The sequence below is a fragment of the Bacillus sp. BB081 genome (assembly GCF_008368895.1).
Lineage (GTDB): Bacteria > Bacillota > Bacilli > Bacillales > Bacillaceae_G > Bacillus_A > Bacillus_A wiedmannii.
In genome coordinates, this window is sequence record NZ_QOZX01000003.1 from 1 (window position 1) to 24,100 (window position 24,100).

Below are 24,100 nucleotides of genomic sequence, written 5' to 3' on the forward strand. Positions count from 1 at the left end.
TGGAAGAAAAAGATATAGATTATCTTCAGCCATTATGCGAGAAAATTGCTATTGAACGTGCAGGGGCAGATGCGAATATTGGAGACTTTGTTTATAATGCAAATGTGGGAAGAAATGAACTTTTCGAAGCGATGTGTGAATTAGATGTTAGCGCACGTGAATTGAAACCGATTATGGCCCAAATACATACTTGTTTTGATAAATTAATTTATTATACTGTTTTAAAATACTCGGAAATTATATCAAAAAATTTAGAGGAAAAACAGCAATATATTAACGAAACACATAAAGAAAGGCTGACGATTTTAGGGCAAATGTCAGCAAGTTTTGTACATGAATTCCGTAACCCACTCACTTCAATTATGGGATTTGTTAAATTATTAAAGGCAGACCATCCAAGTTTATCTTATTTAGATATTATTTCGCATGAATTAGACCAATTAAATTTTCGTATTTCGCAATTTTTACTCGTATCGAAAAAAGAAATGTGGAATGAATCAGAACAATTTTGGCTTAACGATTTGTTTCAAGATATTATACAGTTCTTATATCCGAGTTTGGTCAATGCAAATGTTTCGATTGAAAAGAATTTACCGTATCCAATTCCACTTGTTGGCTATCGGAGTGAAGTGAGACAAGTATTTTTAAATATATTAATGAACTCAATTGACGCTCTAGAATCAATGAAAGAAGAACGGAAAATTATCATTGATGTATTTGAAGAAGATCAATCGATTCGAATTGTGATAAAAAATAATGGGCCAATGATTCCAGCTGAAAGTGTAGAAATGATTTTCGAACCATTTGTAACTACTAAAAAGTTAGGAACTGGTATTGGATTATTTGTATGTAAACAAATTGTAGAAAAACATAATGGGTCTATCATGTGCCGTTCAGATAACGAATGGACAGAATTTCAAATTGTATTTCAAAAATAAACAGTCTACACCAAATGAATGGTGTAGACTGTTTTAATTCGTAAGTATAACGGCTTCTAATTTAGGATCTTTAGTTGAATAGCCTAAAAGTGAAATTGTATATATGATGTTCGGTTCGACTTTGAAATTCGGTATAGTTAGTAAGACGCTTGGATTATCAGCGAGTGAAACTTCAATATCTGCTGTACCAGGACTAACTTCCAAAAAATCTGTTATTTGTTTAAAGAGTACATTTTCAAATAAATGATCTCCACCTTTTAAATCTACATTTACAACAGGGGTATCTGGAGAAAAATGTGCAAAGCGTATTTTTGCTTGACCAGCTGGTAAATGTGTATTATCAAGCATAGGTTGTAATTGTAGATGATTATCACTATTTATTGCGGAAAAAGTATAAGTGTGATTCCCCATTATTGGTACTAAAGCTGAAAAGATGGGAGTTTCATTTCCAACAGGGACAATATCTATACGGTATTTACCTTGCACTAATGTTAAATAGGGACTAAATTGTTTAAATGAAATATTTTTAATAACCTTTTGCCCGTTTACTAAAATGTCAACCGCAGGTGTATTTGAAGCAGAGTGAAAAAAACGTATGTGTGACGGTAAAGCAGCTTCTTGTGAATCTCTTTTTTCATACGCCTGTACAAGTTTCGTAAGCGCATCGTAATATTTCATATATAGTTCTACATATTTTTTCGGATTTTTAAATTGATAGTAACGAGCGAGCTGTTCGTAACGTGCAGCTTCTTGTCCATATTTTTCGATTTCAGATTGAGACATGAATATTCCTCCTTTGTCATCATTAAAACTATATGCTTAACAAGAAAGAGGTTATGCGAAAAAATTGTTTTTTGAAGGAGAAAAGTTGAAAATTAATAAAGAGTATTGCTTATGGATAAGTGTTTTTTAGGCGAAAGAGCCTTATAATTTTCTAGAGTATACAGCAATATATCATCTATGTTGGATGATGATGTACCGATTACAATGTATATTTCGAAATAAAAAACCTTAAGAGCGTATGAAGTAACATATCGAAAACATGTCCAAAAATCCTTAGGAAACTAGGGATTTTTTTAATAATGGGCAAATACACATACAAAGTGATAATTGTCCTACATAAATTATAAAGGAAAGGTAGTTTAAATATAAGGAAAGGAATGAAATATTGGGATGGGGATATCCAAAAAGGAATTGTGAATGGAGTTATGGAAGGTTTTGTGCTTTACGATGTAGGATGAATTTTGAATTTGTAACATTATTTTTTCTATTTACGTTAGCAAGTGGCAGTATTAACCGATAAAAGAGCGTCGTGCCGAACTGATTAATGTGGTTAATCGGTTCTTTTTTTATTGTATAAAATGGAGGAGAATGTATGTGAAATATAGGTTTCTATAAAAATAATTGCTATGCATTTAGTAGGATTAATTGTCGATATTTGTTTGAAAATATGCAATATAAAGTAGGAGAATAGGAAGGAGTTTAAAGGGAGTTTCGTCGAAGTTTACACAATGTCGGCAATTGAGGGAAGCTGATATTATGTTAAGAAAATATGTAGTGAAGCGTTTATTTTATATAAAGGAGGGTTATTGGAGCGTATAGATAAGGGTTGGTCTTCGTTTCAAGTTCTGAATTTTCTGTTTTCAAAATTAATATTTAGCACTCATTTGTATATTTTATAATAGTTTTTTGATAAAATCACTGCTTTCGCAGAGGGTTCTTTTTTATGAAAGAAACGTCAATTTTCTTCATATATATATACAAATTGGAGAAATGGGGGAGCGCTATGCGCGATTACTTAATTAAACCACTTGTTGGTCAGCCGTATCCAATGATTTCACATGGAAAAGGTGTGTATTTGTATGATCAAAACGGAAATAAATATTTTGATGGCTCGTCAGGGGCAATTACGGCAGGTATTGGGCATGGCGTAAAGGAGATTGCAGATGTTATAAAAAAGCAAGCAGAGGAGATTGCTTTCGTTTATAGATCACAGTTCACGAGTGAACCAGCTGAAAAATTAGCGAAGAAATTAAGCGATTTAAGTGTAGGAGATTTGAACTGGAGCTTTTTTGTGAATAGTGGTACGGAAGCAAATGAAACAGCTATGAAAATTGCAATCCAGCATTTTCAAGAGCGAGGTATTCAAGGGAAGCATAAAATTTTGTCACGATGGATGAGTTATCACGGTATTACGATGGGAGCCTTATCAATGTCTGGGCATCCACTGCGCAGACAACGTTTCGTGTCAATTTTAGAAGATTATCCAACTATTCCAGCTCCATATTGTTTTAGATGTCCGGTGCAAAAGGTATATCCAACTTGTCAGCTTGCTTGTGCGACTGAACTAGAAAGATCAATTGAAAGAATTGGTGCAGAACATATCGCAGCTTTTATCGCTGAACCGATTATCGGAGCAGCTGGAGGAGCAGTCGTTCCGCCGAAAGAATATTATAAAGTCATTAAAGATATTTGTAGTCATTACGATATTTTATTTATTGCTGATGAAGTAATGACAGGGCTTGGTCGTACTGGCGCATGGTTTGCGATGGAGCATTGGGGTGTAGAACCGGATATTATGACTCTTGGTAAAGGTTTAGGAGCTGGATATACACCGATGGCAGCGACGATTGTAAGTGACCGTGTTATGGAGCCAATTTTACGTGGATCGCGTTCTGTAATGAGTGGGCATACGTTAAGTGCAAATCCATTATCTGCAGCAACAGCTCTAGCTGTTATTGAATATATGGAGAAACATAATCTACCTGAAAAAACAGCAGAAAAGGGAGAGTATTTAATAAAAGGACTACAGAAAGTTCAGCAACAATCGACAATCATTGCTGATGTGCGCGGAAAAGGGTTGCTGATTGGAGTAGAATTGCAACCGTTTACAAAAGCGTCGGAACTTATTTCGGTTGCAGCTAAAAATGGTCTTCTTTTATACCAAGCTGTTTCAGGGCAAGCAGGAAAAGAAGATAGTGCACTGCTTGTAGCACCGCCGATGACAACTACATATTCCGAGTTAGATGAATTACTTTCAATTTTTGCAAAAAGTGTAGAAGAAATGATGCAAAAAGGAGGGCATAGTATCGCATGACAACTATTACGAATACATTCGATAAATTAAAAGAGATAGAGGAAGTAATTTCTTTGTTCCACGATGATATGACATTAATGTTTGGAGGATTTGGGGGGATTGGATCCCCTCCATCTTTAATACAGGCGATTTTAGAAAAAGGAGTTACAAATTTAAATTTAATAGGAAATGACACGGGATTTCCTGATGTAGGAATCGGTCGTCTTGTTACGAATGAAAGAGTAAAATCATTAATTACTTCACATATTGGTTCAAATCCAAATGCAGGAAGACAGCTAAACGAAGGAAGGTTACAAATCGAGTTTTCTCCTCAAGGAACATTAGCAGAGCGTATTCGCGCTGGTGGTGTAGGACTTGGAGGTGTATTAGTTGATGTAGGTGTTGATACGATTGTAGAAGAGGGAAAACGTACAGTTGAAATGAATGGCAAGACATATTTAGTTGAAACAGCATTAACTGCTGAGGTTGCAATTGTATATGCGAAAAAAGCGGATCCGTTTGGTAATCTTGTGTTTGATAAAAGTGCTCGTAATATGAATCCTCACGTAGCTATGGCAGGGGATATAACGATTGTAGAAGCAGAGGAAATCGTTCCACTTGGAAGTTTAGATCCAGAAGAAATTGTTGTCCCAGGAGTATTTGTAAATTATATTGTACCGTCGGAAGGAGTGAATTGGAAATGGGTATGGGCGTAGAAGTGAGAGATAAGATTGCTAGGCGCGCGGCGAAAGAAATACAAAATGGTATGATTGTAAATTTAGGTATTGGTATACCATCGCTTGTACCGAATCATCTTCCTGACGATATAAACGTTATGTTTCATGCGGAAAATGGAATTGTAGGTATGGGACCTACGCCAAGAAAAGGGAATGAAGACGAAAATTTATGTAACGCAGCAGGTTTACCGACTTCTCTTATTACAGGAGCGAGTTATTTTGATAGTTGCACAGCGTTTGGGATGATTCGAAAAGGTTTATTAGACATAACGATTCTTGGTTCATTACAAGTAAGTGAGAATGGTGATTTAGCGAACTGGATTGTACCAGGAAAACGCGTTCCAGGTATTGGGGGAGCGATGGATTTGGCACAAAAAGCGAAGCGGGTCGTTGTTGTGATGAATCATGTCGATAAATACGGAAATGCAAAGATTGTTTCGGAGTGTACATTACCATTAACTTCAAAGAAATGTGTAGATTTAATTATTACGGATATGGCAGTTATGGAAGTGACGCAGGGTGGACTCGTTTTACAAGAATTAATGAGTCCATACACAGTGGAAGATATAAAACAACATACAGAAGCTGATTTTAAAATTGGCTCTAACTTACTAGTAATCGAATGAGGGGAGATGTAATATATGGAGCAATTAAAAAAGAAAATTTGTGATTATATCGAGAGTCATGAAGAGGAAAGCGTAAAATTTTTAAAACGATTAATTCAAGAAAAAAGCGTATCTGGTGATGAAAGTGGTGCGCAGGCAATTGTGATTGAAAAATTACGTGAGCTAGGTTTAGATCTTGATATTTGGGAACCTTCATTTTCTAAAATGAAAGATCATCCTTATTTTGTATCACCGCGTACAAGTTTTTCAGATAGCCCGAACATAGTGGCAACTTTAAAAGGAAGTGGCGACGGGAAATCTATGATATTAAATGGACATATTGATGTCGTACCAGAAGGAGATGTGAATCAGTGGGACCATCACCCTTATAGTGGTGAGCAAATAGGGAATCGTATATATGGTCGTGGAACAACGGATATGAAAGGCGGCAATGTCGCACTGATGCTTGCGATGGAAGCCATTATTGAATCTGGTATTGAATTAAAAGGAGATATTTATTTTCAAAGTGTAATTGAAGAAGAAAGCGGCGGGGCAGGAACATTAGCGACTATATTACGAGGATATAAAGCAGATGGTGTCATTATTCCAGAACCAACTAATATGAAGTTTTTCCCGAAACAACAAGGGTCCATGTGGTTTCGTCTACATGTGAAAGGCAAAGCAGCACATGGTGGAACGCGTTATGAAGGAGTAAGTGCAATTGAAAAAAGTATGTTTGTTGTAGATCATTTGAGAAAATTGGAAGTGAAGAGAAATGACCGAATTACAGACCCGTTATTTAAAGGAATCCCGATTCCAATTCCAATTAATATTGGGAAAATTGAAGGTGGGAGCTGGCCAAGTTCTGTTCCTGATTCATTAAATTTAGAAGGAAGATGTGGTATTGCGCCGAATGAGACTATAGAGGCAGCAAAAGAAGAGTTCGAGAATTGGATCGCTGAATTAAATAATGTGGATAATTGGTTTGTTGAAAATCCTGTAGAAGTAGAATGGTTTGGAGCGAGATGGGTTCCTGGTGAACTAGAAGAAAATCATGAGTTAATTACGACACTAGAGCATAACTTTGTTGAAATCGAAGGGAATGAACCGATTATTGAAGCATCTCCGTGGGGGACTGATGGAGGTTTATTTACACAAATCGCAGGTGTACCAACGATAGTATTTGGTCCAGGAGAGACGAAAGTAGCACATTATCCAAACGAATATATAGAAGTTGATAAAATGATCGCTGCCGCAAAAATTATTGCATGTACATTACTAGATTGGTGTGAGGTGAAAAAATGAAATACTATGAATCTTTTAGAGAACAGACGAATGGCTATACAGTAGAAGGCGTTTTAGACTATTTTAATAAACGTATTCGAGTAGACCACTACACAGGAAATATTGAGAGGATTATCCAAACAATTGACGAATTAGCAGAGAAGCATTCTTTCACTAAATGTATTATTAAAGGAAAGGGAGAGCATGTTTCTACATGGCTCTCTTTCGGTTTTTTATTGGAAGCAACAATACCGCATTATTTTCAAGGTCACGATGCATACTTCTTCGTGAAATTTATTAATGATGAAAGACGGAATAGTATTCATTGGGCTGAGGAAGATACTATTTTAAGCGGTGTTAAAGCGAAAGAAGTAAAGGGAAAAATAGTCCCAGAGAAATTTTTATTAAGAAAAGCGACAGAAGAGGATGCGGAAGAATTAGCGGCTGTCTTTGGAAAAGTATTTGAAGTTTATCCGACTCCTTTAAACGAAGCGAGTTATGTAAAACAAACGATGAAGGAAGACGATACAATATACTATGTGTACGAATTCGAGGGGGAAATAATTAGTACAGCATCTGCAGAAATGAATATAAAAGAAGGAAATGCAGAATTAACGAATTGTGCTACTTTACCCGAATATCGTAAGCATGGGTTTATGAAAAGTTTACTAATTAAGTTAGAAGAAGAACTGCAAGAAAAATCGATTTTCTGCTCCTATACAATTGCTCGATCGCTTTCTTTCGGAATGAATGCGGCCTTTCATCAGTTAGGTTATACGTATACAGGAAGACTGGCGAACAATTGCTACATTTTCGATAAGCTGGAAGATATGAATATATGGGTGAAAGATTTGTCTAAATAGTACGGTATAAAAAATAGAACGGAATCGTCATGCTTATAATCGCATATAGGTATGCCGGAAATTCGGCATGTGATTGCTGGATTTTCGGCAAAAGGGGGGATGACATTGCTAGCAGTTTCGACACAAGAAGTCATTGAAGCGATTTTGGGCAGTATTGATGAGGCTATACACGCAGTAGATGAAAATGGTATTACAATTTTCTATAATACTGTAGCTGCAAAACACGATGGGTCAAAAATTGAAAAAGTGTTAGGAAAACATTTGTTAGAAGCGTTTCCTTCTTTATCTAGGGAAACGAGTACGTTAATGAAAGTGTTAGATACAAAAAAACCAATCGTTCATCAAGTTCAGCATTATCAAAATTTAAATGGGGAAGACATTTGTACAGTAAATACGACGTTACCTATTTTTATAGATGGAAATATTGCTGGGGCTGTTGAAATTGCAAAGGATTATTCCACAGTTCAAAAACTTACGGATACAATTGTAGATTTGCAGTCAAAAATAAAGCGGTCATCTAGAAAAAAAGCAATTAAAAAGCATGTTGCATTTGAGACGATTGTGACGGATGATGCTCGATTTAAACAGACGAAAGAATTAGCACAAAAAGTAGCGCCAACTGATGCAAATGTTTTAATATACGGGGAAACAGGAACAGGGAAAGAGTTATTTGTACAAGCGATTCATGAAGCTTCTAAACGGAAGAACAAGCCATTTATTGCACAAAACTGCGCAGCTTTGCCAGAGTCGCTATTAGAAAGTTTATTGTTCGGAACGACGAAAGGTAGCTATACTGGGGCAATTGAACGAGCGGGATTATTTGAACTTGTAGATGGTGGGACATTGTTTTTAGACGAACTGAATTCAATGCCTCTCGATTTACAAGCGAAAATGCTACGTGTATTAGAAGATGGTGTTATTCGTCGAATTGGTGATAATAAGACGAGAAAAGTAGATGTTCGCGTTATTACTGCAATGAATCAGCCACCAGAAATATGTTTAAGAGAGAATAAAATTCGTACTGATTTATATTATCGATTAAATGTCTTTTCATTATATATTCCGCCGCTACGTGAAAGAACTGAGGATGTCTTATTATTAGCGTCTTATTTTTTGAACGAATATAATAAAAGTTATAAAAAAGGTGTACTTCAAATGGATAAGGAAGCGAAAGAAAGACTACAAGCTTATCAATGGCCTGGCAATGTTCGTGAGCTAAAACATACGATTGAACATGCTGTCATTATTGCAGAAGGGGATACACTAACAGCCAATTGTTTACCGCGTACATTTCGGAAAGAGAATCTGCCAAAGAAGAAGAACATATTGCCACTTAGAGAAGCACTTCATCAAACGGAAAAGGAATTAATAGATCAAGCGTTAATTGAAACGGAAGGGAATATATTACAAGCTGCAAAAATGTTAGGTATCCCTCGCCAAACGCTTCAATATAAATTGAGTAAGTACGACAAAACCGCCGAATAATTGGCGGTTTTTGTGTGTTTGCACCAATAAAAGCGTGTTTACATATATAAAAAGTAATGAATATGATAGTATGTATGGATTTCATACAGTGCTTACAAATATTTTTTTGTTTATGTAATAGCGTTCTCCGTACATTTACTTATCAATAATGTAAAGTTGGCATAACTATTGCTTATATAAAGGATGAGCGTATAAAAAGGGGGAATAGCAATGTTACATGATGTATACAAACCAAATCGTCACTGGAAGGATATCGAGTTGTGGAAGGATGTTACTGAAGAGCAATGGAATGACTGGGTTTGGCAATTAACGAATACGATCAAAACTTTGGATGACTTAAAGAAAGTGATTAATTTAATACCTGAAGAAGAAGAAGGCGTTAAAATTTCAACAAAAACGATCCCGTTAAATATTACACCGTACTATGCTTGGCTAATGAATCCTGATGACCCACGCTGTCCGATTCGGATGCAATCTGTACCGATCTCGGAAGAGTTATATAAAACAAAATATGATTTAGAAGATCCGCTTCATGAAGATGAAGATTCACCAGTTCCAGGGCTAACACATCGTTATCCAGACCGTGTATTGTTCTTAGTAACGAATCAATGTTCTATGTATTGTCGTTACTGTACACGCCGTCGTTTTAGTGGACAAATTGGAATGGGTGTGCCGAAGAAACAATTAGATGATGCGATCGGTTACATTCGTGATACACCACAAGTACGAGATGTATTAATTTCTGGTGGAGACGGTCTTCTTATTAACGATAAAATTTTAGAATATGTATTAAAAAATTTACGAGAGATTCCGCATGTCGAGATTATTCGTATCGGAACGAGAGCGCCGGTAGTATTCCCGCAGCGTATTACAGAAAACTTATGTAACATTATTAAAAAATACCATCCAGTATGGTTAAATACACATTTCAATACTTCTATTGAAATTACAGAGGAATCGAAAAAAGCATGTGAAATGCTAGCGAATGCTGGTGTTCCAGTCGGAAACCAAGCAGTAATTTTAGCTGGTATTAACGACAGCGTTCCAATTATGAAAAAACTTATGCATGACTTAGTAAAAATCCGTGTACGTCCATACTACATTTATCAATGTGACTTATCTGAAGGTATTGGTCATTTCCGTGCACCAGTATCTAAAGGTCTTGAAATTATTGAAGGTTTACGCGGTCATACATCTGGTTATGCGGTTCCAACATTCGTTGTAGATGCACCAGGAGGCGGCGGGAAAATTGCGCTTCAACCAAACTATTTAATTTCGCAAAGTGCAGATAAAGTTGTGCTTCGTAACTTTGAAGGTGTTATTACAACGTATCCAGAGCCAGAGAGCTATATCCCAGGAAGAGCAGAAGGGTACTTTAAAGAAATCTATCCAAACTACGAAGAAAAACGTTCAGATGTTGGTATCGCAGGTCTTATGAGTGATAAGAAATTTAACCTTGTTCCAGACGACTTACAGCGTATGAGCCGTCGTAAAGACTATGAAGATAATGACACTCATGCATCACTAAAAGATAAACGTGATAAGCGTGATCAACTTAAAGATAAAAAGTATCAATCGCAAATGGCTAAATTAGAAGAAAACGACAAAAAAAATGAGGATGATGCAGTATGAATTGTATGTGGTGTGACAGTACAGAAGCGAAAGAAAGCTTGAATACTGTATATTGGGAATTACCAGATGGTACGAAAGCCATTGAAATCCAAGAGACACCATGCATTTCTTGTTCCTCATGTGGTATGGACTATCAAGCAGATCAAACAGTGAAAGAAATAGAAGATCAATTGTTTCTAATTTATACGAAAGATTTACCAAAACAACTAACATATGAAGAATTAATGGGAAGACCACGTCTATTAAAGAGAAATTATTTCGACTTTTAACCAGCATTTATGCTGGTTTTTTTCTTTTTTGCCTTGTATAATGTATCCAAGTTAGAAAGGTAGGGAATATTTTTGAAAAAGACATTTTACCACTATATGATGAAGCATCGTGCAGCTTTATTTAGTAATGAAGTATCGAATTTAGCAGAAGCAATGTATGATGATTTAAGCTTTCCAAAGCAATCTGAAGATTATGATGAAATTAGTTCATACTTAGAGTTAAGTGGATTGCTAGAAAGTATGTCTATATTTGATGAAGCTTGGGATTTATACATACAAGAGAGATAAGAACTATATGAAATTTTTGACGTGAAGCTAGTCTATTTGCTAGCTTTTTTTACGTTGTAAATAATTTTTTTATACGGTGATATTTTTTATTGAAAAAATTTATGAATATACGCTTCTGTGATAAGCGTTTTTATGTAGGTTGCATATACTGTTATCAAAATCACGACGTCAAAAAAAGGAGAGATATAGATGGCGAGAAAAAAGCAACCTAAATATAACGTAGGGGACATAGTCGTGATTACGCTATATGGAACCGTTGGTAAAATCACAAATATGAAGGTTTTAGATGGAGTTTACGTTTACGAAGTCAATAATCATGATGGGTTTTACGTAGAGCAAACGTTGCAGCACGTTTCAGAGCAAGATATGAAAAAAGGTGAAACTGAGTGGATCGAATTAAATTATAATTTCACATTTGGTGATCTCGTGCAAGTAACAGGATACGATAAAGATGTGTTTCGAATTGTTGGTTTTCGTACAGAAGTATGGAGATATAAAAATGACGCATGGGAAGATACTATATACGAATTGTCACGAATTACGGATGGTGAATGGTTAGAAGCGGATGAATCAGATTTAACGTTACTTGCTAATGCTCAAACGGCAAATGCAATTTTGAAGAAAATGAAACAAGATAAAGCTGGTATGAATAAATTAGATTTAGGAAAATTAAAGTCAATTAACAACTCAAAAAAAGTGAGTGTTAAGACAAATCGTCAAGAGATCATTGATGGATTACTTGATATTTATAACGATTATCAATTGTTATTCGATACATTTAAAGATGAAGAATACAAAATTGTTATGGATGTTGTTCATAATTATTTAGTTAAATTGACAGAGAAAAAATAGTTAACTAGAAAGAGAGAATGAATTGAACAACAACATATGCAGTATAAGGTATGCCTACAATTATTAAAAAAATAAAAAGCCATTTAATAAGAGAGTCTGCCCATTGATCTTCATGCATGAACTCTTCTTTTGTTTGCCCTACTTCTTGTTCTACCTCATATTGGTATTCCATAATTAAATCCCCCTTTTTGATAGCTTGTACTACCATCGTATGCATCTCGTCCAAAGGATATGACCTATAAAAAAAGAAAAACTATTTTTCTAATCTCATATACATATTTTTGAGATTTTTTCATAAAACAGAAATAAAGGAGTGATGCTCATGAAGGAAATTGAAGTCGTAATTGATACGGAAGAGATTGCGGAGTTTTTTTATGAGCAACTAATTGAAAGAGGATACGTCCCAAAACGAGAAGAAATTGAAGATCTCGCAGATATTACATTCGAGTACTTATTAGAGAAATGTATGATTGATGAAGTGTTTGATGAAGAGGATGAGTGAAAGTAACGGCGGGGTTAACTCGTCGTTTTTTACTCTTTACAAACTTGTCACAAATATAGTCGGTAATAGTTGGTATAATTAAAAGAAAATTTTACTCAAGAGGTGAAGGGATGTTCAAAAAAATTATTGATTCTTTATTAGGTAGGAAAAAATATCGTTCGTATTCTAGTAGTGATTACCGCCATAGAGGTCGCTCTTATTCAAGTAGCGATTATAAACGACGTTCATCTGGTTATGGGCATCAGCATTATAAAAGAAAGCGTAAAAGCCGTAGTTTCTTTTCAAGTAGCTGATGAAATGGCGTCGTATACTAGCTTTATTTGATAGACCACTGCGAAAAAATACAATCGTTGCAGAACGTTATAAAATTGAATCAGTAATTGGAATGGGCAGTTATGGGGTTACATATGTCGTTAATGATTTACAAATAAATAGATATAAAGTCTTAAAACAATTAAGACAAAGTAAACAAAGGTATGAGTCTGGTAGAAGGTCGTTTGAACAAGAGAAAATGATTTTACAAAAATTAGATCATCATGCAATTCCTAGTTTATATGATCATTTCATATGGGATAAAAAAAGCTTTTTTGTGATGGAATATATGCCTGGTAAAAATTTCGAAGATTATATTTTCCTAGATGGATATATTTATACAGAACATGAAGTTTTTAAAATTTTATATGAAATATTAGAAATTGTATCGATGTTTCATAGTGAAGGTATTATTCACCGAGATTTACGTATTCCGAATATATTAATGAAAGAAAATCGAATTAGTATTATTGATTTTGGTTTGGCTAAATTGAAGGGTGAGGGTGATGAACGAGCTACAACTTATGAAGGTGAACAAGCTTTGATGCGAGAAGTTCAGTTTCGTAGCGATTTTTATGCGCTTGGTCATTTCTCATTATTTTTATTATATGCAGGCTATGAATCTAATGAAAAACATGAAAAACCATGGTATGACGAATTAACTTTAGAAAATTATAACCGTGAAATGCTTATGCGAATGTTACAAATAAAAACGCCGTACTATGAAAATGTACAAGATTTAAAAAAAGATGTAGCTTTTGCTTTAGAAAGGATGGAGGGTCCATGTTTCAAAAGTTTTTAGCAAGCGTTGGTATTGGTAATGCAAAAGTAGATACAGTTCTTGAAAAAGATGAGTATATTGTTGGAGAAGAGATACTAGGGAAGGTTCATATAACTGGAGGTTCAGTTAGCCAACAAATTGAAAGCATTTACTTAACATTATCAACATCGTATGTACGAGAAGTGGATGATAAAAAAGTAACAGCAACATATGATCTAGAGCGAGTTCGTTTAACAGAACCTTTTTCTGTTGAGCCGAATGAAAAAAAGGAAATTCCATTTACATTTATAATGCCAGTTGAAACACCGCTTACACTTGGAATGAAAACAGTTTGGGTGCATACAGGCCTTGATATTAAGCGCAGTATAGATCCAAGTGATCGTGATTACATTCAAGTGTTGCCAAATGCATTATTAAATAGTGTGTTAGAGAGTGTAAATCAATTAGGTTTTAAAGCGCGTCATATAGAATGTGAAGAATTACCGTATCGATTACGTAAGCAAGTTCCGTTTGCACAAGAATTTGAGTTTGTTCCTGTTTCCGGAGAGTATTATGGGAAATTAGACGAACTAGAATTATTAATCTTACCAAGCGCTTACGATCGCCTAGAGATTATTATGGAAGTAGACAGAAAATCTCGCGGATTAGCAGGTTTATTTGCAGAAGCGCTTGATCTTGACGAGAAAGTGATTCGCTTTACAGTAACGAATGAAGATATTCCAGCAATGAAAGAAAAAATTAACAATTATATTTTTTAATAAACTATGCATAAAAAAGAAATGGAGAGGAAAACTAAAACAACCGCTCCATTTTTTTGCATAGTGAGGTTATGTATGTGAAACGATATCGACATTTATACTTGTTAAGTTTTACGCTACTCATTTGTTTTGTCGTATTATCACTTTCGTATCATACCGCTTGTATTGAGAAATTTGACAATATAGTCGCGCATTTTATTCAAAGTTTTCGAAACGATTATTTGACAGCCTATTTTACGTGGGTGTCTTTTATCGGTTCCAAAAGAATATATTTTCCGTTGCTCATTATTCTTGTAATGTATTTTCTCGTTAGAAAAAAATTGCTTAGTGCATTACTTCTAACAATTAATTATTATGGATCTCGTTATTTAAACAGTATGCTTAAACTATGGTACGAACGAGCAAGACCTGATGTAACGCAGCTTGTTACGGCAACTGGATATAGTTTTCCGAGCGGTCATACGATGAATGCTACTGCTTTTTTAGGATTTATTGCATACGTCACAATTACTGAAGAACGAATTACATTGCATAAAAAATTGTTGATTATTTTTATAGCGAGCTTTGTTGTATTATCTATTTCAGTTAGCCGAATATATCTTGGCGTTCACTATCCATCTGACATATTAGCAGGATGGGCAGCTGGCGGTAGCTGGCTCGTTTTATGTGTTATGTTTCATAAAACGTTCATTAAAAAAGAACCTATGTCATAATAGGTTCTTTTTCCATTGGTTCAACATGAATATGTGCATGGTAAATGCCAAACTTTTTCCGAAGCATAGCCTCGATGTTGTCAGTAATACAATGACTTTCACCAACATCCATACGAGCATCTACCTCGATTGTAATATCAACGTACGTTTGATTCCCATACATACGCGCGCGAATGTCTACGATGTTTTCCACGCCACCAATATGTTCAATAGCACCAGCGTACTCTTCCATTTTATCTGGATCGATTCCATCCGTTAACATATGAGAAGCTTCTACGAAAATCTCCCATGCAGTTTTACAAATAATAAGGCCGACAATTAAAGCGGCAATAGGATCTAAAATAGGCATTTGGAATTGCGAACCGACAATACCTACTACTGTACCAATGCTTACGAGTGCATCTGATAAATTATCCTTTGCAGCGGCTTCTAATGATTTGCTTTTTGTGCGCGCTGCAATCTTTTTCGTATACAAATACACAAAGTACATAACGACAGCAGAAAATAAGGCTACCCATGCAGCAAGTACATTAGGCGCTGCTTGTTTCGGATTTAAAAAAGATTGAATAGCGCTAATAATAACTTCTAATCCGACCGTTGCCATAATAAAAGAAGCAACAAGTGATGCAATTTGTTCTGCGCGTGAATGCCCATAAGGATGATCTGGGTCACGAGGTTTACGAGAGATTTTTAGACCAATTAATATCGCTAAAGAAGCACCGATATCCGTTAAGTTATTTAAACCGTCAGCACGTAATGCGCTAGAGAGGGTAATATAACTGATGATAATTTTCATAGAGGATAAAAATATGTAGGCCATAATGCTGACAATAGCACCTTTATCAGCTTCTTTATGAGAAAGAGTATCCATTTTAATCACTCACCTTTCTACAAGGAATTTCTTTCTATAAATAGAGTACCAAACGAAACTCGTGTGGGTCTATACAAACATTGTTGACGTTTTTTAGGTTTTTAAGAAGGGGATAACAAAGTTTCGTGAAGGAAAAATATGTTGTAAAGTGCAAAGTTAGGGTGTGGAATTGATTGGGATTTATTTGCAATTAAAGGGTGGGAGGGTAAGAGGATGAAAAAACTAATATTTTTCTTACTATGTATTGTTCTTATAATGATTGGGTGTAATTCATCAAATAACGAAAATGTGCAGGAACATAATATTTCTAAAGTATCCATATCTACTTTTAATGGATACGGTGGATTAAATGAAAATTATTTTCTAAACATGGAAGACAAACAAATAATCAATGGAATTAATAATATGTTTAATGGCATGAAAAAACAAAAGAAAAGAGGCGAAACACCACAATACGATATACTAATTACATATGAAAATAGTGATACGAAGGGTATCCATTTATACCTCGGAGATGAAGGGGAAAGGAGTGTAATTATGTACATTGGTCATGAAGACACTGTATATTATACTTCTGAAGAAATGACGAAACAACTACGAAAGATAATTGTGAAAAAAGATTAAAACCCTCTGAAAAATAATTTCTAGAGGGTTTTAATCTTAGTATGCTTCTAAAAACTCAGTAACTTGCTCTTCAGTTTTTGCGTTAGCACTATGTAAGTGGCCTAGCTTCTCACCATTTTGATATACAAGTAAACTTGGAATACCCATTACTTGATACTCTTCAGCGATACTTGGGAACTCATCTTTATTAATAGAATACCATTCAAACTTATTGAACTCTTCTATTACATCTCCGATAAAGTTGTCCATACGAACGCAATCTGGGCACCATGTAGTAAAGAACTTAACAACTACTGGCTCCTCGCTTGCGATGATGTCTTTGAATTCCTGTTCTGATTTGATTTCTCTCATGTTTTTGGCTCCTCTCAATGTCACACGGATAAGCTAGTATTTTTATGCGAAATCCGTAATTGCCAACATTTTGCAAACATTAGTGCTTTTGAAATAGATTGTTTGCAAAATCTTCGACTGCTTTTTCTTGTAGGCCTGGTACGACATGTGAGTAGGTGTCTAATGTGACGCCTACTTTTTTATGTCCTAATCGTTCACTTACGATCTTTGGATGAATACCTTGTCTCAACATTAATGTTGCATGGATATGTCTTAAATCGTGGAACCGAATATCAGGAACCCCACATTTCTTTATAAGCTTTTTCCAGAGCTGTGTCAAACTTCTGAAATTGCAGGGGTTACCATTGTAGGTTGGGCAAACTAAATCAAAATTATTATATCCATCGCCATATCGTTCTTTTTCTTCATTTATCTTCTGAAGATGTTCTTGAAGAGCCAGTAAAGTAATTTCAGGCAGAACAATTAATCTTTTTCCTGAAGATGTTTTAGGTTCATGAAATTCTTTGGTGATATGAGAGAGGGAACGGTTAACCGATAAAGTTCTTCTCTCGAAATCAATATCCTTCCATTGGAGCCCTAAGATTTCACCTTTACGCATTCCACATGTAATTGCAAGAAGGTAAGCGATATAATAACGACTTTCTGTTGCATTCTCTAAAAAAAGAAGAACTTCTTCTTCAGTCTATGTATTTACCGTTCTTGCATCGGCACCAGCAGTAGGAGGGCTAATTACATCAGCAACATTCTTTTTTACAATTTCATGGCGTACAGCGTAAGCTAATGCAGTTCGTACGATTTGATGAATGCTACGAACCGTAACAGGCTTCATAGTTTCAGATAAATCGCCATAAAACTTTTCAAGATCCACACCTTTTAATTTTTGCATTGGAATGTTTCCGAGTTTTGGTATAATATGATTGTTAATATGTTTTCGATAGTTGTAGTACGTGGTTTCTCGTAAATTTATCTTCCTAGCTTCAAGATATTGAAGGGAAAATTCACGTACTCTCATTTTTGTTGGCTCAATATATGAGCCTTCTTCTATTTCTACGATTTTTTTAGCCATGTCGGCTTGAGCCTCTTTTTTTGTTTTATACCCAGAAAACCATCTCTGTCTTCTTCTTCCAGTCTCTGGATGAGGTCCGATATCCATAACGAAACTGCCATATATAAAGACCTCTTTATTTATACTGAATTTTATGTTTGAGGTTATCTGAGAAAAATGACTTACCAATCTTAGTTTAGAAACTATTAGAAGTGACTAGTCTTCTTTTAAAAATTCAATATTGATTCTATCAACTTCAATTTCAACATACTTGTTAAAGTATTCACTGTGTTCCGGGAATAATTCATCTTCGTCTGTAATAATAATCCCTGCGTCAATAAACTCAGGATTTAATATTCCACTAATACGATACTTGAAAGAATTATCAATTCTCTTTAAATTTTTCACTCCATCTATTCCTTCATTTATTTCAATATCATCAAAAATTGTAATGTCGAGAATAACAGGATAATTTTTTCCTTCTTCAATTTTATATGGACAAACAGTGGAGAACCCTGTGAATACTATACCATTAATATTTATTGTAACTTCCTCTTCGATTAGCTCATCGATTTTTTCTACATATGCCATGTACTTCATATTTTTTCCTCCTATTATTAATCAGCGGGGTTTATAATTTGTTCATTTTTTCCGTTTAAAGTTCTCCAAAACGTTTTACCGCTTTGCGTATGATATGTTGTAATATATCCCTCGTTATTTGTGCCTACTAACTCAAACTTAGCTTTCCCCTTACCAGTATTACCCATATATTTAACGTAACCCGTTCGTACTTCACCTTTGTAATCATACTTAACTTTTATCCCATTTTCAATTACATCTCTAGCACCTTGCAAATATTGTTCAGCATTTTCATAAGCACCTTTAAATTCTCCGCCATGTTTATCAAAATGCCCAATTAATTTTTCTTTATCAGCAAAATTCTCAGCTTTTTTGACTGTGTTTTCAACTTTTTCAGCTTTTTTAACTGTATTAGCAGCCTCGGCCGCTTTTGCAGTCATTTTAACACCTTTTCCAATTTTAGCAACTTTTCCGACTGGTGTAAGACCAGTTACAGCCATTCCTCCAGCGGAAATCCTTTCCCAAGTGGAAAGTTTTTCGCCAGTAGATGGATCAATACCATCCCAAGCACGACGAACATCGTATTCACCACTTATTTCACCAGCTATATCTCTTGCTAGTTTTTTACCATCAAAACCTTTTTCTTCTGATTCCGATGAAGGTCTACCATCAATCGCTCCTTCTTCAATTGGACTACCATTTAAAAGATTGTCAGCCTGACGCTTCCTATCTTCTTCAATCGTCTGAATGGAAGCCGTCCACTCCATATTCAATCCTTTTGTGCTAAATGTACCACTTGCAGGACTAAAACCTTTTCCACTTTGGACTTCCGCTAAACCTGCCGCAATACTCGCTGCTAGTTGAAGAGCCGTACTATAGTTATTACTGGATGTATATTCAAATTCATGTAAATGCTCTAGTTTTTCTTCAAGTTTTTTTCTCATCTCAACTAAAACAGCCACAAGTGCATCTATTCCAGGCATTGGTGTAACGGCATTCATCATTTCTATACTTGCAATCGATTGATTAATTTCTTGAATTTGTTCTCTTATTTCTTGTTCAATGACATCTGTTGAAGCAACTTTTGATTGAAAATCGTTTGGAAAGGCATTATTTTGACGGATTAATTCTTCACATAAGTAAATGATTCCTTGCGCTAAAGGACGAAAGGTTTGTACAAAAAATGATTTTGCACTGCTATACGTTTGCCCTTGTAGAACAGTATCAATTGCAAAAGCGTCAATCGACTGAATGGTTTGTTCCATACCTTGAATGGTAGCCGTACATACAGCATTCATGCTTTGAGTTTGGCTTTGTACTTCTCCCAAATACATATTTAAACTCATACATTGACCTCCCTTGCTAATTGTTGTTGCTGGTAGGATAGGTCGTCTTCTAAATCACTAAGGTCTCGTCTTTCTTTAAGCAATGTTTCTTTTTGGTTTTCCAATTCGAATGTAAGTTTTCGTTCGATATGTTGTGCTTCTTGACGCATATTCATAAAAAAATGAGATAATTCTCTATCGCCGTGCCAAGCTTCTAGAATTCGGTTAAATAAACGATTACTTCGATTTCTCCATTCGTGAAAATCTGCTTCCGCGTGTTCTTGAGTTTGAATTGCAGATTGATTCCGATTCTGTTCTTTGAATACACTTTGTAATTTTTGATTCAATTGATTGATTTGTTTTTCAATATCTTGACTCATCTTTTTCCTCCTACCGTTTTACTTTTACGAAGGTGGTCACATTAGCGAAAAGTGTTGTGAAGTTTGTGATCCATTCTCTCAAACTCTTTAGCTACCGAATGAATGTTATCGACCGCTTGTTGAAAGCCGGTGGAAAATTGTTTCGTCAAATCTAAAAATTGGTGGTTCATTTCTTGTGCTTTTGAATTAACAGAAAGCGTAGTACGGGTCGCCTTTTTTATAGAGCGATTTGTTGCACTTTGGATGGTATCGGACGCAGCTCTCATCTGCGTAGCGATTTGTTGTGCCGATTGAAAATTACTTTGAAATTGTCCCATCGTATAAACCCTTTCTATATTTCTATGAAATTATTTAAGAAGGGGAGCGTCTAGTGTGTATGTCCATTGTCTACTGTTCTTTATAGGAATACTCCCGGGAAAATATTGCGAACTTAATTATAACAATAATTGTATATATTTTCCTTAAAAGATTTGCTTTTTATAAAATTTTTGTGTTTTACAGTCTTTAGTCAGTGGGAAAGAGTTCGTAAAGGGAGAATACGCTTTGCTAGGAATCAAATGAAAGATAAAGAGATTGGTATAGTATTTATAATTGATGCAAAGATAATTGTTGATGGTTCATCAAAATATAAAGTAGACAACAGTAAAGGTAAGCCATACTATGTAACAGCAAATAAACCTTACGCATTTGTGCAATAAAAAAAGTGCTCATAATGTGAGCACTCTTTTTTATCTGAATTTTTTGTTGAAACGGTACAACATAGTAGCAGCTTCAGCTCTTGTTACTGCATCGTTTCCGCGAGTATTGGTATATATACCAAAATCTTCTCCCCATGCAATCGCCTTACTGAATCCAGTAGTAGGGTTCCATACTTTGGTGTTAAAACGTACTGCAAAGAGCGTAGTCATATAGCTACCCCCACGAGTTCCGTCAGAATACCCTCTACTCATCATATACTGACGTGCTTCGTCGTAATTTTTAACCCAACGTCCATTGAAACGAGAAACCATTATCCAAACATCTTGTCGAAGTGCAGGACTATCTCGGTAATCATTTCGCATAATTCCTTTTCTGAAAGCCCAATCAATTTCCTGATCAGCCCAATGTGCTGAAGCTTCTTTCGGGGCGATTGTTGCGAATCCTGTAGATAACGTAATAGCAGCAATTGCAACAAACATAACCTTTTTAAGTTTTTTTAACATCTTTTCCATTCCTTCCCTATGTGTGTGTTACTTTTAGTGTATTACAATATTATATTTTAATAGTAAATGGATATAGTGATATTTTTTAGGGGGAATTTGTGAATTTTATAACAAAATGGAATTGTGTATGTGTGATTTTTTTATTTGAATAAATGTCAGATGAGTAATTAAATGGGATGAAAGGTTGGTGGTATGAAGTTAAGTAAAAAAGAGGGTCTGCTTAATGTTGAGTGGACTTTCTTTTTTAAATCTTAATATTTATGTTATTATCCATTAAGATATTAAGGATTGAAATTTGGAGGTAACGATGAATATAGAACTGGCATTAAAAGATTTATTACCATTTGGAAGTGCATTTTTTGGTGCAGTAACAGGTGGATTAATTACCTTTACAATTGCGAGGTCGAAAGAAAAGAAAGAAGCGCGTCAAAAGCAAGTAGAATCTATATTGGAGTTAGAAGCAGAGTTAAGTAGGATGCAGAGTGAAACTATGGAATTTAAGACTGAAGTGGCAAAACTTCAATATAAGTTTAATTCGTTTAAAGATGTTGATAAAGATAATGAAAAAGTGAAGTTCTATGAAAACCTGAATAAATATTTTGACAAGCAAATATTAGGGAAGCGAGAAACCTTATGCACCCCTGCAATTCACATTGATGAGATAACGTTTATTAAGGTTAGGGAATCTTATAATGATCTCTTTGTTATTTTTGGGAAAACTCGCAAAAGTAATTTTCAAGGTGATATTATACTAAATTTTGATAAATATCTCGAAGTAGTGATTAAAGCAATGGAAGAGATATTGTTAAAGATTAATGAATTGAGGATGTATTTAAGAATGAATGAAGTGAAATACACAGATCTCTACTTAAAAAAATATATTAAAAAAATTTCAAACTAAAGTGATTGTAAATAAGTACCTTAGTTTGAAATGAATCATTTCTTATCTATAGCAGTGTGCTACCAATATATATATACATACCTCCTATTTAGTAATTGTTATGCGACGAATAGGAGGGAGGATTGGACAATAGAGTATAGTTATTTAAGGCACAAATAAAAAAAGCCATCCTATTGGGTGGCTTTTTAAATTGCATCTTCAATTATTTCATGTTCAATTTCTTCTGTTTTAGTAACTTCTACTTCAAAGTCTTTGATTTCTAATTGCCCATTTTTACCTTTACCAAACACTTTCATCTCAACATTCTGCACATTTTGCAAGGCACGGTAAATTTTACTTGAATAATTAGGGGCGATTGTAATCATACGTACTTCCTCTTTAAAACAAGTGGGATAATAAGCTGATTGCCATGTAATCCCTTTATCATCATCAACAATTTTTAATTCAATAACACATTTAACTCCATTTTTATCTTCAGCCAAAATATCGATGACACCATAATCTACTTTGTGTTGTCTTTCAACAAATTTCATACCATCTTCAATAAGGTCTATAAAATCACATAGAAAATCCTCTAATAGGCTCTCTGTGCCATTAATTATTTCGTTAGTTATTAATTTCTTCCATATCATGTCCATTTTTTCTTTCTGCTCTTTAATATCCTTGTTGTTTTCCCATTTCTCTCGAGGTATACAGTAAGTCGAACATAGGCCGAAAAATACAGAAGGTTCTTTACTAGTAATATCCTCTACATGTGACCAGTCAAGATTATTTATTGAAAATAATATTTCACTTTGTAATAATTGTTTAGTTTTCTCAGGTGTCTTCTCCCAAAAACCATGAAACCAGTATTTTGTTTCTTTTGTGTTAGATAATCTTTCTACCTCTTTTTTTCTAAAACACTCTTTGCAAAAAAAACTCCCTAATTCAAGAAAGAATACTTGTGATTTTATCGAATCTATAATTTCTTCATCTTGTGTAACCATGAGTAACTTTCCTGTATTAAAATCCCATTCTGGCAGGGCGTTATCGAAAGCATAAATATAATATCTTCGGTTCTCATATTCTCTATATTCTATTTTTACACAACCGTATTTTTCCAAAAAGGTATCTTTATCGAGTAAAAGTTCCACACCATTATTAAAATAATCATCCATCATCTAACACCTCCATTAGCATTATGGAAATGTTTCATATAGATTATACGAAAGAATGTATGAAAAGAAGCCGACCTGTTGGGCGGCTTTTTTATATTCCAAGTAATTGTTTCTTCTTCGCGTCAAATTCTTCATTTGTTAGGATACCGCTATCACGCAAGTCGGCTAGTTTTTTGATTTGATCGGCAACATCACCAGAAGCATTTGTAGGTGCAGGGGAATGCTGTTCATCCATCTTTTGTTCAATTAATGCTTTGAGTTTCAGGAAATTGGGTTGTTGTTTTTTACTAAACATTATTGAATTCTCATCTTTTGTAGCGTCGAAAAGCCCACCTTTATTTTCTTTCCCTCCAGAAAAAGCAAATTGAATATAGCCATTTGTAAATGTTCCAGCATGTTTAAATTGAATAGAAGATAAGTGTTTGATTAGGATTTCTTTATCTCCCTTTAAGCCTTGTGACATTTTTGCAAGCATACTTTTTCGTTTAATGACGATTTTGTTCCCTTCAACTTGTAATTGTCCATTTACTCCTGTTGCTTCCATGAAAAATCCTCCTCGATATGTATTGG

Annotated in this window: 30 protein-coding genes and 1 pseudogene; 18 read left to right on the forward strand and 13 right to left on the reverse strand. The window is 34.8% G+C overall.

The window, feature by feature from the left end; genetic code table 11:
* Positions 1-938, forward strand: a 938-nt coding sequence (locus tag DN394_RS02365; protein WP_149293563.1) for a BA2291 family sporulation histidine kinase, incomplete at its 5' end; no start/stop codon positions are given.
* 33 nt (positions 939-971) lie between these two features.
* On the opposite strand, the gene DN394_RS02370 is transcribed toward DN394_RS02365, so the two are convergent.
* Positions 972-1,721 (reverse strand): DUF4397 domain-containing protein, encoded by a 750-nt coding sequence (locus DN394_RS02370; protein ID WP_000083267.1) that lies wholly within the window; start codon positions 1,719-1,721, stop codon positions 972-974.
* Positions 1,722-2,724: 1,003 nt separating this feature from the next.
* Here DN394_RS02370 and DN394_RS02375 point away from each other — a divergent pair.
* The 10 genes from DN394_RS02375 to DN394_RS02420 all read left to right on the forward strand — a co-directional run bounded on the left by DN394_RS02375 (position 2,725) and on the right by DN394_RS02420 (position 12,029).
* Complete coding sequence (locus DN394_RS02375; RefSeq protein ID WP_001205889.1) at positions 2,725-4,035, forward strand: aspartate aminotransferase family protein; 1,311 nt, start codon at positions 2,725-2,727, stop codon at positions 4,033-4,035.
* Positions 4,032-4,730: an acetate CoA-transferase subunit alpha gene (atoD, locus tag DN394_RS02380; RefSeq protein ID WP_000208097.1), complete on the forward strand. Its 699-nt coding sequence runs from the start codon at positions 4,032-4,034 to the stop codon at positions 4,728-4,730. The genes DN394_RS02375 and atoD overlap by 4 nt, the downstream gene beginning before the upstream one ends.
* Complete coding sequence (locus DN394_RS02385; protein WP_000525267.1) at positions 4,715-5,377, forward strand: CoA transferase subunit B; 663 nt, start codon at positions 4,715-4,717, stop codon at positions 5,375-5,377. Before atoD ends, DN394_RS02385 begins: the two co-directional genes overlap by 16 nt.
* A 15-nt stretch (positions 5,378-5,392) precedes the next feature.
* On the forward strand, positions 5,393-6,661 hold the full coding sequence (locus DN394_RS02390; RefSeq protein WP_046955707.1) for a peptidase: 1,269 nt from the start codon (positions 5,393-5,395) through the stop codon (positions 6,659-6,661).
* Complete coding sequence (gene ablB, locus DN394_RS02395) at positions 6,658-7,503, forward strand: putative beta-lysine N-acetyltransferase (protein WP_149293564.1); 846 nt, start codon at positions 6,658-6,660, stop codon at positions 7,501-7,503. Before DN394_RS02390 ends, ablB begins: the two co-directional genes overlap by 4 nt.
* 99 nt (positions 7,504-7,602) lie before the next feature.
* Complete coding sequence (gene rocR, locus DN394_RS02400) at positions 7,603-8,988, forward strand: arginine utilization transcriptional regulator RocR (RefSeq protein ID WP_079998392.1); 1,386 nt, start codon at positions 7,603-7,605, stop codon at positions 8,986-8,988.
* Positions 8,989-9,198: 210 nt separating this feature from the next.
* Positions 9,199-10,620, forward strand: coding sequence for a lysine 2,3-aminomutase (kamA, locus tag DN394_RS02405; RefSeq protein ID WP_000902133.1), 1,422 nt, complete (start codon positions 9,199-9,201; stop codon positions 10,618-10,620).
* Positions 10,617-10,889, forward strand: a complete 273-nt coding sequence (locus tag DN394_RS02410; protein ID WP_000995761.1) for a YokU family protein — start codon at positions 10,617-10,619, stop codon at positions 10,887-10,889. The genes kamA and DN394_RS02410 overlap by 4 nt, the downstream gene beginning before the upstream one ends.
* A 72-nt stretch (positions 10,890-10,961) precedes the next feature.
* Positions 10,962-11,177, forward strand: coding sequence for a YozE family protein (locus DN394_RS02415; RefSeq protein WP_000750728.1), 216 nt, complete (start codon positions 10,962-10,964; stop codon positions 11,175-11,177).
* Positions 11,178-11,366: 189 nt separating this feature from the next.
* Positions 11,367-12,029, forward strand: a complete 663-nt coding sequence (locus tag DN394_RS02420; RefSeq protein WP_000101496.1) for a hypothetical protein — start codon at positions 11,367-11,369, stop codon at positions 12,027-12,029.
* A 4-nt stretch (positions 12,030-12,033) separates the two neighbouring features.
* Here the strand turns inward: DN394_RS02420 and DN394_RS02425 are convergent, their stop codons facing one another.
* A complete protein-coding gene (locus DN394_RS02425; protein ID WP_000456535.1) occupies positions 12,034-12,201 on the reverse strand; it encodes a DUF3930 family protein in 168 nt (55 codons plus the stop codon).
* Between the two features lie 150 nt (positions 12,202-12,351).
* Here DN394_RS02425 and DN394_RS02430 point away from each other — a divergent pair, with 150 nt between their 5' ends.
* From DN394_RS02430 to DN394_RS02450, 5 genes are all read left to right on the forward strand, one after another.
* The gene (locus DN394_RS02430; RefSeq protein ID WP_000658451.1) at positions 12,352-12,531 is read left to right on the forward strand and encodes a YozD family protein; all 180 of its coding nucleotides are present in this window, start codon (positions 12,352-12,354) and stop codon (positions 12,529-12,531) included.
* 110 nt (positions 12,532-12,641) lie between these two features.
* Complete coding sequence (locus DN394_RS02435; RefSeq protein WP_000473374.1) at positions 12,642-12,824, forward strand: hypothetical protein; 183 nt, start codon at positions 12,642-12,644, stop codon at positions 12,822-12,824.
* Positions 12,824-13,645: a serine/threonine protein kinase gene (locus tag DN394_RS02440; protein WP_149293565.1), complete on the forward strand. Its 822-nt coding sequence runs from the start codon at positions 12,824-12,826 to the stop codon at positions 13,643-13,645. Before DN394_RS02435 ends, DN394_RS02440 begins: the two co-directional genes overlap by 1 nt.
* Complete coding sequence (locus tag DN394_RS02445) at positions 13,627-14,382, forward strand: sporulation protein (RefSeq protein WP_098110157.1); 756 nt, start codon at positions 13,627-13,629, stop codon at positions 14,380-14,382. The genes DN394_RS02440 and DN394_RS02445 overlap by 19 nt, the downstream gene beginning before the upstream one ends.
* A gap of 77 nt (positions 14,383-14,459) precedes the next feature.
* The gene (locus tag DN394_RS02450; protein ID WP_141475243.1) at positions 14,460-15,095 is read left to right on the forward strand and encodes a phosphatase PAP2 family protein; all 636 of its coding nucleotides are present in this window, start codon (positions 14,460-14,462) and stop codon (positions 15,093-15,095) included.
* Here the strand turns inward: DN394_RS02450 and DN394_RS02455 are convergent.
* Positions 15,085-15,966 (reverse strand): cation diffusion facilitator family transporter, encoded by an 882-nt coding sequence (locus tag DN394_RS02455; protein ID WP_046959341.1) that lies wholly within the window; start codon positions 15,964-15,966, stop codon positions 15,085-15,087. The genes DN394_RS02450 and DN394_RS02455 overlap by 11 nt on opposite strands.
* A gap of 213 nt (positions 15,967-16,179) precedes the next feature.
* Here DN394_RS02455 and DN394_RS02460 point away from each other — a divergent pair, with 213 nt between their 5' ends.
* Positions 16,180-16,590, forward strand: a complete 411-nt coding sequence (locus DN394_RS02460; protein ID WP_149293566.1) for a YhfM domain-containing protein — start codon at positions 16,180-16,182, stop codon at positions 16,588-16,590.
* Positions 16,591-16,626: 36 nt separating this feature from the next.
* On the opposite strand, the gene DN394_RS02465 is transcribed toward DN394_RS02460, so the two are convergent.
* From DN394_RS02465 to DN394_RS02495, 8 genes and pseudogenes are all read right to left on the reverse strand, one after another.
* A complete protein-coding gene (locus DN394_RS02465; protein ID WP_149293567.1) occupies positions 16,627-16,941 on the reverse strand; it encodes a thioredoxin family protein in 315 nt (104 codons plus the stop codon).
* 79 nt (positions 16,942-17,020) lie between these two features.
* A pseudogene (locus tag DN394_RS29255) lies at positions 17,021-17,620 on the reverse strand (site-specific integrase); the annotation flags it as partial.
* 3 nt (positions 17,621-17,623) lie between these two features.
* A complete protein-coding gene (locus tag DN394_RS29260; RefSeq protein WP_255451610.1) occupies positions 17,624-18,094 on the reverse strand; it encodes a tyrosine-type recombinase/integrase in 471 nt (156 codons plus the stop codon).
* Positions 18,095-18,202: 108 nt separating this feature from the next.
* On the reverse strand, positions 18,203-18,586 hold the full coding sequence (locus tag DN394_RS02475; RefSeq protein WP_088107264.1) for a hypothetical protein: 384 nt from the start codon (positions 18,584-18,586) through the stop codon (positions 18,203-18,205).
* A 17-nt stretch (positions 18,587-18,603) separates the two neighbouring features.
* Entirely contained in the window at positions 18,604-19,911 is a 1,308-nt protein-coding gene (locus DN394_RS02480) for a pre-toxin TG domain-containing protein (protein WP_252197144.1), read from the reverse strand.
* A complete protein-coding gene (locus DN394_RS02485) occupies positions 19,908-20,270 on the reverse strand; it encodes a DUF3958 family protein (RefSeq protein WP_149293568.1) in 363 nt (120 codons plus the stop codon). Before DN394_RS02485 ends, DN394_RS02480 begins: the two co-directional genes overlap by 4 nt.
* Before the next feature lie 41 nt (positions 20,271-20,311).
* Positions 20,312-20,587 carry a TIGR04197 family type VII secretion effector gene (locus DN394_RS02490; protein ID WP_149293569.1) on the reverse strand — a complete coding sequence of 92 codons (276 nt, stop codon included), beginning with the start codon at positions 20,585-20,587 and terminating at the stop codon, positions 20,312-20,314.
* 411 nt (positions 20,588-20,998) lie between these two features.
* Positions 20,999-21,472, reverse strand: coding sequence for a protein phosphatase 2C (locus DN394_RS02495; RefSeq protein WP_149293586.1), 474 nt, complete (start codon positions 21,470-21,472; stop codon positions 20,999-21,001).
* A 307-nt stretch (positions 21,473-21,779) separates the two neighbouring features.
* On the opposite strand from DN394_RS02495, the gene DN394_RS02500 reads away from it, so the two are divergent.
* Complete coding sequence (locus tag DN394_RS02500) at positions 21,780-22,373, forward strand: hypothetical protein (RefSeq protein WP_149293570.1); 594 nt, start codon at positions 21,780-21,782, stop codon at positions 22,371-22,373.
* Positions 22,374-22,558: 185 nt separating this feature from the next.
* Here DN394_RS02500 and DN394_RS02505 read toward each other — a convergent pair whose 3' ends face one another.
* Entirely contained in the window at positions 22,559-23,533 is a 975-nt protein-coding gene (locus tag DN394_RS02505; RefSeq protein ID WP_252197145.1) for an endonuclease NucS domain-containing protein, read from the reverse strand.
* An 88-nt stretch (positions 23,534-23,621) separates the two neighbouring features.
* Complete coding sequence (locus DN394_RS02510) at positions 23,622-24,074, reverse strand: SHOCT domain-containing protein (RefSeq protein WP_149293572.1); 453 nt, start codon at positions 24,072-24,074, stop codon at positions 23,622-23,624.
* Between the last annotated feature and the right edge of the window lie 26 nt (positions 24,075-24,100).